This window comes from Chitinophaga sp. (assembly GCF_036566945.1).
In the GTDB taxonomy this organism is placed as follows: domain Bacteria; phylum Bacteroidota; class Bacteroidia; order Chitinophagales; family Chitinophagaceae; genus Chitinophaga.
In genome coordinates, this window is sequence record NZ_DATCVJ010000826.1 from 1 (window position 1) to 11832 (window position 11832).

At 47.4% G+C, this 11832-nt stretch carries 2 protein-coding genes; both read left to right on the top strand.

Features of this window, described 5'->3' with window-relative positions:
• Positions 1-3612 (top strand): amino acid adenylation domain-containing protein (locus VIP81_RS25000; RefSeq protein ID WP_331967734.1); only part of this gene is annotated, 3612 nt, incomplete at its 5' end.
• The coding region (locus tag VIP81_RS25005; RefSeq protein ID WP_331967735.1) for a non-ribosomal peptide synthetase/type I polyketide synthase at positions 3612-11832 on the top strand (8221 nt) is incomplete at its 3' end. The genes VIP81_RS25000 and VIP81_RS25005, both read left to right, overlap by 1 nt.

The window sequence follows — 11832 nt, forward strand, 5'->3', positions numbered from 1 at the left end:
TTAACCCCCTCCGCATTGCGTGCGCATATGCTGGAAATGCTGCCTGAATATATGGTGCCTTCCTACTTTGTACACCTGCCCCATTTACCGCAAACCGTGAATGGTAAGATTGATTACCAGGCTTTGCCTGATGTGGAAACCGGTCCGGCCGAAACAGATCAGCGCGCATCTAATGAAACGGAAGAAAAACTGGTGGCTATCTGGAGCGATGTGTTAAAACTGGATAAGGAATCAATCGGCGTGTATCGTAGCTTTTTTGAGCTGGGCGGTCATTCCTTGAAACTGGTCTACCTGGCTAACAGGTTAAAGCAGGCGTTTAGTAAAGAGTTTTCCCTGGCACAGCTGATAGCACTTGAAAATATCAGGCGACTGGCAGCAGCCATAAACGGTAAAGACAATGCTGCAGCATATGAAGCGATTAGCAAGGCGGAAACAAAGGAATATTATCATGCCTCTTCCGGACAACAGCGGCTGTACTTTTTGCATGAGTTTGACCGTACCTCCCTGGCCTACAACCTTGCACAGGTAGTAGAGCTGGAAGGTGTGCTGGAACTGAAAAAACTGGAACTGGCTTTCAGTCAGCTGATAGCACGTCATGAGAGTTTGCGTACCAGTTTCCGTTTGATCAATGGAGAAGTGTACCAGCAGATGGCGGAGGAAGTACCATTTGAGCTGGAGCTGCTGGAGGCGGATGATTCGGATGTTGACGCGGTGATCAGGGATTTTATCAGGCCATTTGACCTAAGTAATGCGCCATTGCTCCGTGCTGGTTTAATCAGGCTGTCGGCCACCCTGCATGTGCTGGTGGTGGATATGCACCATATTATTACAGACGGTGTGTCGCAGGGTATCCTGATCAAAGACTTCATGTCAATTTATAACGGACAGGCATTACCAGCACTGACATTACAATATAAAGATTATGCAGAATGGCAGCGGGGAGAGCGTCAGCAGCAACAGCTGGAAACCCAACGTGCATACTGGATGCAGGAGTTTGCAGTACCGGTAAGTGTACTGGATATACCCACAGATGATGCGCGTTTGCTGGTGAAAAGTTATGCAGGTGCAAACAGCCGTTTTGCATTAAACAAAATAACCACTGATCAGCTCAAACGCATAGGCGACGCAGAAGGCGCCACGATGTTCATGACCTTGTTGTCATTATTCAATGTACTGCTGAGCAAGTTGAGTAACCAGGAAGATATTTGTATAGGTACACCGGTAGCCGGCAGAAATCATGCAGATCTGGAAGGTATTATCGGGGTCTTTATCAATACACTGGTGATGCGGAATAATCCTGCCGGCGAATTGCGGTTCAGCGATTTTCTCAGGCAGGTGAAAGCGAAGTCCCTGCAGGGTTTTGAACATCAGTCCTATCAGTATGAAGAACTGATCAGCGCATTAAACGTACCGAGAGATACCGGGCGCAATCCCCTGTTTGACGTACTGTTTGTGTTACAGAATACAGATCAGTCAGCGTTGACAATACCTGGTCTGAAACTGTCATCCCGTGACAGCGGACATGGTGCTGCCAAGTTTGATCTGACCCTGATAGCAGAGGAATCGCCTGAAGGCTTGGTGTTACATTTTGAATATGCAACCGCCTTATTTCGTAAAGCACGCATTGAAAAAATGATCGCGGCATGGAAGCGTATCGTGGGCCAGGTAGTAGCAAACCCGGATATTAAATTGTCTGAAATAGACATTTTGAGTAGAGAAGAACGTGAGCAACTGCTGGTAAAATTTAATACAACGCAGGTGCCATACCCGCATACGCAAACAATTATGGACCTCTTTGCCGCACAGGTACAAAAAAGTCCTGATCGCTTGGCGGTTACCTGTGCCGACACCAGGTTAACTTATAGCGAACTTCACGAACGTTCAGAACAGGTAGCCGGTTATCTGCGTGAAGTGGTTCAGATTAGCAAGGGAGACCGGGTGGGCGTGTTGCTGGAACGAGAACCGGAACTGTTACCGGTGATTTTCGGCATCATGAAATCCGGTGGCGTCTATGTACCATTATCCGTACACAATCCAGCTGCGCGTACAAGTACCATTATAGCTAACTCCGGTATGAAAGTGTTGATGAGCCGTAGTACATTTATTACCTCGCTAACGGCAGAAGACTGTCAGGTAGTAGACCTGGAAACGTCCCTCGCTGATATAAAGGCTTACACCACAAAAACGAAATTCGAAAGACCAACCGGTAATGATCTGGCTTATATCATTTATACCTCCGGTTCTACCGGTACGCCAAAAGGTGTAATGATTGAACATCATGCTATCGTGAACCGCTTGCTATGGATGCAGCACGAATACCCGCTTACAGCAACCGATGTACTGTTGCAGAAAACCCCGTTAATATTTGATGTCTCTGTCTGGGAATTATTCTGGTGGTCAATTACTGGCGCAAGCCTTTGTTTACTGGCGCCGGATGAAGAAAAAGATCCGCGTAAGGTGGCAGAAGTAATAGAACGGCAGGGTGTAACAGTCATTCATTTCGTACCAACGATGCTCCACGCTTTCCTCACAGAAATTGCCAACCGACGCCAGTATGAGCTGAGTGCGTTGCGGATTGTTTTTGCCAGCGGAGAAGCACTGGGTACAGCGCAGGTAAAAAGCTTTGGCCGGGAATTACATCAGGAGTACGGCACCCGTCTGGTAAACCTGTACGGACCTACGGAAGCTACGGTCGATGTTTCTTATTATGAGTGTGCATTTAATAATATTCCTGCCAGCATCCCCATTGGTAAGCCAATACATAATACCAGTCTTTATATACTAAACAAACAGCAACAATTATCACCGATAGGTGTAGCTGGTGAGTTATATATAGGCGGTGTGGGATTGAGCAGGGGATATATCGGATTACCTGCATTGACAGCAGAGAAATTTATTACCAGTCCGCTGACCGGAGAACGGTTATACAAAACCGGAGACCTGGCCTGCTGGCTGCCGGATGGCAATATCAGCTATCTGGGAAGACTGGATGATCAGGTAAAGATCAGGGGCCTGCGTATTGAACCGGGTGAAATCAGTCACCAGCTGCTGCATCATGAACAGATCAGTGAAGCGGTTACCATCCTGAGTGAAGAAGGCGATCTGGTAGCCTATTATGTAGCGCCAGATGAAATTGCACCGGCACTGCTCCGCAGCCTGTTGTCTGCACACCTGCCCGCATATATGATACCTGCCCATTTTGTTCACCTGAAAGCATTGCCGATTACTGTCAATGGTAAGCTGGACAGGCGTGCATTGCCCGCACCTGCCTTTCATGCGGAAGATCATTTTGAAGCCAGCGCTAATGAAATAGAAGATAAGCTGGTGGAAATCTGGAGTGATGTACTCAGGATTGACAAAGCGCTGATCAGCGTAACCCGCAGCTTTTTTGATATGGGTGGAGACTCTATTAAGATCATTGCCGTGCGCGATCGGGTCAATACCGCATTTGATTGTAATATCTCCATTGCCGGCATGTTTGGTCTGCCAACAGTACGGGCTATACAGAAATTTATCAGCCAGGAAAGCCCGGACCTGAAGGAAATGATGGTAGATATTGACCAGGCATTGGTGGGAGCACATGATACGTTGAACCTTTTGAAAAAATTATAATGGAAAAGTACAGCGGACTAGAAATTGCAATAGTAGGGATGGCCGGAAGATTTCCCGGCGCCAGAAACGTTGGGGAATTCTGGGATAACCTGAAAAACGGCGTGGAGTCTGTGCAGCATTTTACGGATGAAGAACTGAAGGAAGCAGGCGTACCGGATCACCTGATCAGCGACCCCCTGTATGTGAAAGCCAATAGCTATCTCGAAGGTAAGGCCAGTTTTGATGCAGCGTTTTTTAACTATACCCCGGATGAAGCCAGGTTAATGGACCCGCAGATGAGGATTTTTCATGAATGTGTGTGGGAAGCCATGGAAGATGCGGGTTTGAACCTGGAGAAACAGCAGACCAGGATTGGTTTGTTTGCCGGTGGCGCAAACAATTTTAACTGGGAGGCCTATGCGGAATTGATGAACCGGGAAGGACAAGTAGATAATTTTTCGGCTTCGCAGTTGAGTAATGTGCGGTTTATGCCAACAAAGATATCTTATCTGCTGAACCTGAAAGGCCCTTCCCTTTTTATTGATACGGCGTGTTCCACTTCTCTCGTAGCTATTCATCAGGCGTGTAAGAGCCTGTTGCTGGAGGAATGTCATGTTGCCATCGCAGGTGGTGTGGCGATCGTTAATCGTTCAAAGAAAGGCTATCTCTACAAAGAAGGCATGATTAATTCTGCCGACGGTCATTGCAGACCTTTTGATGCGGAAGCTAACGGTACGGTGGGTGGCGAAGGCGCTGGCGTCATCGTGCTGAAAAGATTGAAATATGCACTGGCCGACCGGGATAATATCCTGGCAGTGATCAAAGGTACCGGCGTCAATAACGATGGTAAAAATAAAGTAGGGTATGCTGCACCCAGTGTAGATGGGCAGGCAGAAGCCATTATGACCGCACAGAAATGGGCGGGGGTGTCTGCAGACAGCATTGGTTATGTAGAAGCACATGGCACTGCCACCCGGCTGGGAGACCCGGTAGAAGTGGAAGCACTGACCCGCGTCTTTGGTAATAGCAAGGAAAAATACTGTGCGTTAGGATCTGTAAAATCCAATATAGGTCACCTCGACGTTGCTGCTGGTGTAGCTGGAGTGATTAAAACAGTACTGGCCTTACAACACAGGCAATTGCCTCCTTCCCTGCATTTTAGTTCGCCTAATCCAAAAATCAGTTTTGAGGAGAGTCCGTTTTATGTAAATACACAGCTGCGCGAGTGGCATAGTGATAAATATCCGCTCAGGGCAGGGGTGAGTTCTTTTGGTATTGGCGGCACCAATGCCCATGTGATACTGGAAGAAGCCCCTGCACCAAACGTTTCCACAGCTGGCAGCCCCGAACAGCTACTGGTCTTCTCTGGAAAAACAGCAGCGGCACTGGACAGAAATATTGAACGTTTTAAAACATTCCTGCAGGCCAATCCAGGTGTGAACCTGGCAGATGCTGCGTATACATTGCAAACCTGCCGTATACCATTTGCATACAGGAAAGCGATGGTGGCAAAAGATCATGCATTTCATCCGACCGGTGGCAGCACAGGCGTAGTAACAGACCAGGCAAAACCAGTGGTGGTATTTATGTTTTCAGGTCAGGGTGCGCAATACGCCGATATGTTTTGTGGACTGTATGAAACGGAAGCTACTTTCAGAAAAGCAGCAGACAGTTGCCTCGCTATCATACAGCAATGTTCCCGCAAAGACCTGAAACCACTGTTGTTTGACCCGGCATATTCAGGGCCTAAAGATATCCTTCATGAAACGGAATATACACAGCCTGCATTATTTGTAGTGGAATACGCCCTGGCGCAATTGCTGATCAGCTGGGGCATACAGCCTGATATGATGATTGGTCACAGCATAGGTGAATACATCGCAGCCTGCATCAGCGGCGCCATGTCACTGTCCGATGCACTCACACTGGTGGTAACACGAGGTGCACTGATGCAGAAATCCCCTAAAGGTAGTATGCTGGGCATCTCCATCTCACGCGGGGAATTACAACCCTACCTGGAAAAAACGCCGCTTGTTTCACTGGCGGCTGTTAATAGTCAGGAGCAATGCACAGTGGCTGGCACGGATGATGCCATCGCTCATTTTAAGACGGTGATGGAAGCCGCAGGGCATACTGCGACTATATTAAAAACATCACATGCCTTCCACTCTTACATGATGGATGGCATATTGAATGAATTCGAAGCGGCAGTGAAAAAAGTGCAGTTCCATCCTATACGCATTCCGTTTATATCAAATCTTTCCGGTACGCAGGCGACTGATGACATGATCGCAGATCCGCAATACTGGGTAAAGCATTTGCGTCAGCCCGTGGCGTTTGCAGAAGGAATAGCAGGGTTAGAGGCCGGCAAACAGGTAGTGTTCGTAGAAGTAGGGCCGGGAAAAGTACTGAGCTCACTGGTACGCACCAATAAAAATGTGGTGGTGAGTCTTGGCAAACGTGCCAGAGAAACTGGTACTGATCTACACCACTTATTAGCGGGGCTGGGCATGCTGTGGTCAAATGGCGTAATACCCAGCTGGGACCTTTTCTATCAGCAGGAGCAACGACAGAAAATTTCTTTGCCTGCCTATTCATTTGCGGAAGTAGTATATCCTGCTGACGTGAATGCTTATGAAATGATCACAGACCTGATCGCGCAGGGTAGCTCAGCTCCTAAACAATCTCTGTATGTGCCTACCTGGAAAAAAGAGCGGCTTACACCCACGCAGCACAACCCTCAGCCGGGCATTCTCTTTACAGATACGCATGCTGCCGGCCTGGATGAAACCGGGTACATTGTGGTAAAGTCAGGCCAGGCATTTAAGCAGCTTTCCGCTACCGTGTATGAGCTTCGGCATGGCAACGAGGCTGATTATGGTCTTTTAATCAGCGCGCTGCACTTCCCCGAAAAAATTATTTATTCCTGGGAACTCCCTTTCTATCACCTGGTAACACTGGTCAAAGCTTTACATAAAACCGGCCAGCTGTCTGAAAAGGAAATTGTACTGCTGACAAATGATTTGTATACCATCAATGGCCATGAGAAGCCGCTCGTTGCACAGTCACTGTCAACCGCACTGATGAAGGTAATTGCACAGGAATATCCCGGCGTTACCACAAGTCATATAGATATTTCCCTGTCAGTAGATTTTAATAAGCAAACACTATACGACACTATCGCAGGCGCCGTACCCGGTAAGGTGATGGCGGTCAGAAACCAACAAAGATGGGTACAGGTATTTGATGCCGTTACTGCCATCAGCAAAAGTCCCTTTAAACAGGGAGGAACTTACCTGATCACAGGTGGTCTTGGTCAACTGGGCCATCATCTTGCTACTTATCTGCAAACCCGCTTCGAAGCAAAGGTGGCTTTACTGGGCCGTACGGCATTGGCGGAGAACCCTGATAACGATAAGCTTAGCCGTTATCAGGCGCTGGAACGTTTGCCAGGCAATATTATGTATCGGACCTGTGATGTATCAGATCTTCACGCACTGCAAGCAGCCATACAGCAGATAGAGGCGCAGCTTGGGCCTGTTTCAGGCATTATTCATGCTGCCGGCAATATTGATTTGCAATCAAAACAACTGCATGAATTAACCCCCGCAGATTTTGAGCGCCAGTTTGCACCTAAAGTGCAGGGGTTAGAAAATCTGGATGCCATATTTGGCAGCAGGGAGCTTGATTTTTGCTTCCTCACCTCCTCCCTCTCTGCTGTCCTGGGTGGATTGGGTTTTGCCGCCTATGCGCCTGCAAATGCCTATATGGACCATTACATCACTGCGCAGCGTGAGAAAGGATTATTACAGCAATGGCAAAGCATCAATTTTGACGGGCTGAATTTTTCAACTCCCATCTACCAGATTTTTGAGCAGGCATTTTCACTGATGCAGCTACCACAGATCGTTGTATCAGATTCGGACCTGCAGCAACGGCTGGATAACTGGATCAGTAAAAAACAGCTTGTCGCAGACAACAGTGCTGCAATGGAAGTACAGGCAGACGAATCCATTGAAGACCGACTTATAAAACTATGGGAGGATTTCTTTGGAAAAACAGGAATACACCCCGATGCGGACTTCTTTGAAACCGGTGGGGATTCCCTGAAAGCATTGACAATGGTAGCCCGCATCCAAAAGCATTTTCATGCCGACATCACGATTGCTGACTTTTTCAGGCAGCCAAATATCCGGGCACTGAGCCATCATATACAACAGTCAACTGTGAAACAGGTAGCTGTTACCCGGGCGGTATTAAAAGACTATTATCCCTTGTCTTCTTCCCAACTGCGTTTATATTTTCTGCATGAACTGGAGCCTGCTTCCCTGGCATACAACCTGCCAAGAGTGATGCGGTTAAAAGGTACACTGGACATAGACCGCCTCAATAATTCGTTTAAAAAACTAATCCATCGTCACGAGAGCCTTCGTACCAGCATGGTACTTTCCATAGAAGGTAAACCCGTACAACAGATAGCGGCGCAAGTCCCTTTTGAATTACAATATTTTACCGCCGGTCAGGAACATGATCTGGACGCCTTTGTGAAAAGATTTGTACAACCTTTTGATCTCAGCCAGGCACCGCTGCTCAGAGTAGGTGTGGTGAAGATCGCTGAGCAGGAATACCTGTTAATGTTAGATATGCATCACAGCATTACAGATGGCGTATCGCAGGGTATTCTGATCAGAGACTTCATGCGCTTTTACGAAGGTGGTGAGCTGGAAGTGCCAGCCTTACAATATAAAGACTATGCGGAATGGCAGCAGGGTGCAGAGCAACAGGTGCTGCTGTCGGCTCAGAAGGCGTTCTGGAAACAACAGTTTGAGGAAGAAGCCGATGCCCTGCATTTGCCTGCCGATTTTCAACGCCCGTTGAACAAAAGCTACCGCGGTGGTAGTACCTCTTTTACGCTAGGCAGGGAACTAACAGCACAGCTGATTCACATCAGTGAAAAGCAGGGAGCCACCCTGTTCATGACAATGTTGTCAATTTTTAATGTGCTGTTGAGAAAACTGAGTAACCAGGATGATATTGTTATAGGCGTACCGGTTGCTGGCAGGGACCATGCTGATCTGGAAGGGATTGTAGGTATGTTTGTCAATACACTGGCCATCCGCAATGTGGTGGATGAAACGCAAAGCTTTAACGGATTGCTGGCACAGGTAAAACAGAAAACATTAGCCTGTTTGCAGCATCGTGCCTATCAATATGAAGCATTGGTGGATGAACTGAAATTGTCCCGCGATGCCGGCAGGAATGCACTGTTTGATGTGATGTTTTCCTACGAGAACTTTGCTTCCGAAGCATTACACATAGCCGGCCTGGAATTAGCGCCCTATGAAGAAGCGCATCCAATGGCGAAATGGGACCTGACCCTGCTGGCCAAAGAGGATCAGGAAGGGCAGTTGTTCTTAGAACTCACCTATGCCTGCGATCTTTTTGAGGCGGCAACGGCTGCCCGCTTCATGGACTATCTTCATCGCATTATTCAGGCAGTGGCAGCCAGCCCCGCAAAGCCGCTCTCGCAGATCAATATGTTGTCTGCCGAAGAAGAAAACCAGTTATTGCTGGCATTTAATCAAACAGCAACAGTCTTTCCTGCCAACGACAGCCTTGTAGATATGTTTGCCCGGCAGGTGGCGCTGACCCCTGATCATGCAGCGCTGATGTGTAATGGTGAAAAGCTAAGCTATGCAGATCTGGACCGTTACAGCGATTACGTGGCACAGGAGCTGATGATCCTGCAAACCGGGCATCCGCTGGTGGCACTCTATTTTGAGCCCGGCTTCGAACTGATGATAAGTATATGGGGGGTGTTAAAAGCCGGGAAAGCCTTCCTGGCATTAGATCCCGCACATAAGTCAGAAAGAAGTGAACGTATACTGGCAGATAGCGGATGCGACATTCTGATTACCGAAAAAAATCTGCAAAACATTTTATCATTTACCGGCAGGAAGCTGCTGCTTGATGCCAGCACTTTGCAGCAGGTGAGTGTAGAAAAAGTAATGGTGCAGGTGAAGAAAGATGATCTGGCATATGTGATTTATACTTCTGGCAGTACCGGTAAGCCCAAGGGCGTGAAGATATCTCATACCAATCTTGTTAACTACATCTGCTGGTATCAGCAGTTTACACACCTGAGCAGTGCTGATAAATTGATACTGACCACGTCTATTACTTTCGATGGTGGTTTTACCAGTATCTTCCCCATCCTGATGACAGGTGGTAGCCTGCATCTGGTGCCGCAGGAACTATATCATTCTCCGGATGAATTGCTGGCCTACTTCGATACACACGGGATTACACATCTTAAAATTACGCCATCGCTGTTCCTGACATTGTTGGATGCAGACAGCTTTACAGAAAAATCACTGTCATCATTTAAGTATATCGTTATCGGTGGTGAAGCGATTAAACCGGAAGATGTCAGAAAAGCACTGGCATTTGCACCGCATACGCAATTCATCAATCACTATGGTCCTACAGAAACAACGATAGGTTCCATTGCACAGTATATTGACCGGGATACCTTCGACGGGTATGCACAACAGCCAACAATCGGTAAGCCTGTCAGTAATACGCAGTGCTATATCCTGGGTAAATACAATGAACTGTTACCACTGGGTAGTGTAGGTGAACTGTGTATTGGTGGCGCCGGCGTAGGTATGGGTTATCTGGGTGATGAAAAATTAACCGCAGACAAATTTGTTGTAAATCCCTACAGGCAGGATGAACGCCTGTATAAAACAGGTGATCTTGCACGGTGGACAGCTGAGGGCCGCATAGAATTCCTGGGAAGACGCGACAACCAGGTAAAAATCAGGGGATTCAGAATTGAACTGGGCGAAATAGAAAGCCGCCTGCGTAGCTATAACAAGGTGAAAGAGGCCATTGTTATTCTCAGGGAAAATTCATACCTCGTTGCTTATTATACAGCAGAAAAAGAAATTCCGGCTGCAGATCTACGTAGTTTCCTGCTGGCTTCTCTGCCGGATTATATGTTACCCGCACATTTTGTATGGCTGGAAAAAATGCCGCTTACGAGCAGTCTGAAAGTAGACCGCAAAATGTTGCCAGCACCCGAACAAAGCAGGGAGGCAGCCTATGCAGCACCGGTAACCAAAGAGGAACAGCTGCTATGCGGCATCTGGGCAAAAGTACTTGGTCTTGATAAAATAAGTACCACAGACAATTTCTTTGCCATTGGCGGTGACTCTATAAAGTCCATACAAATCCGTTCCAGGTTGAGAACAGCAGGATATGATATGTCTGTAAAAGATACGTTTAGCTTTCAGACGATCGGCCTATTAGCGACCCGTCTTAAACCATTGAAAAAAGTAGCTGATCAATCTGTCGTTAGCGGGGAAATACCACTCACCGGTGTACAGCGCAGGTTTTTCGACAGTAAAATAATGGCAAAGTCGCAGTACAACCAATCCGTTATGCTCAACTTCCCGCAGAGAATTTCAGCACAGGAAGTACTGACCATTTTTACCGCACTGCAAAATCACCATGATGCACTGAGAATGGTGTACGCACCATCTGAATATGGCGTGGTACAGTATAACCGGGGCCTCGACCATTCCCTGTCCTGTGTAGTTGAAAATGTGACGGACCAGGCCGGACTACTGGCGATATGTAATCAGATACAAAGTAGTATTGACCTCGAAAACGGACCATTGATGAAGTTGGGCCTGTTTGATATGAGCGACGGCACACGCCTGCTGATAGTGGTGCATCACCTGATTATAGACGGTGTGTCATGGCGCATACTGTTCGAAGACATCGAAACATTATATACACAATTAAAAACAGGTCTTCCCCTGCAATTACCTTTAAAAACAGATGCTTTCAAAACCTGGTCGGAAAAAATCATTGCATATAGGGATACCTCCAAACATAAAAATGCGATCAGCTACTGGAATGCTGCATTGAACAGAAAACAGGTAAATATCCGCAGCGCTGATCCTGCCGGATTAAACCTCACTGATACGACAGAGACGCTGAAGTTTCAGCTGGATGAGGAACTGACGGCCAGGCTGCTGGGTGAGGTACACAAACCTTTCAGCACTCAGATGAACGACATTTTACTGGCCGCTTTCCTCATGAGTGTCAATAAACATTATGGCCCGGGGGCATTGCAGATAGATCAGGAAAGCCATGGAAGGGAAGAGTTAACAGAGGGCCTCGATGTAGGCCGCACAGTAGGTTGGTTTACCAGTATTTATCCGGTATTAC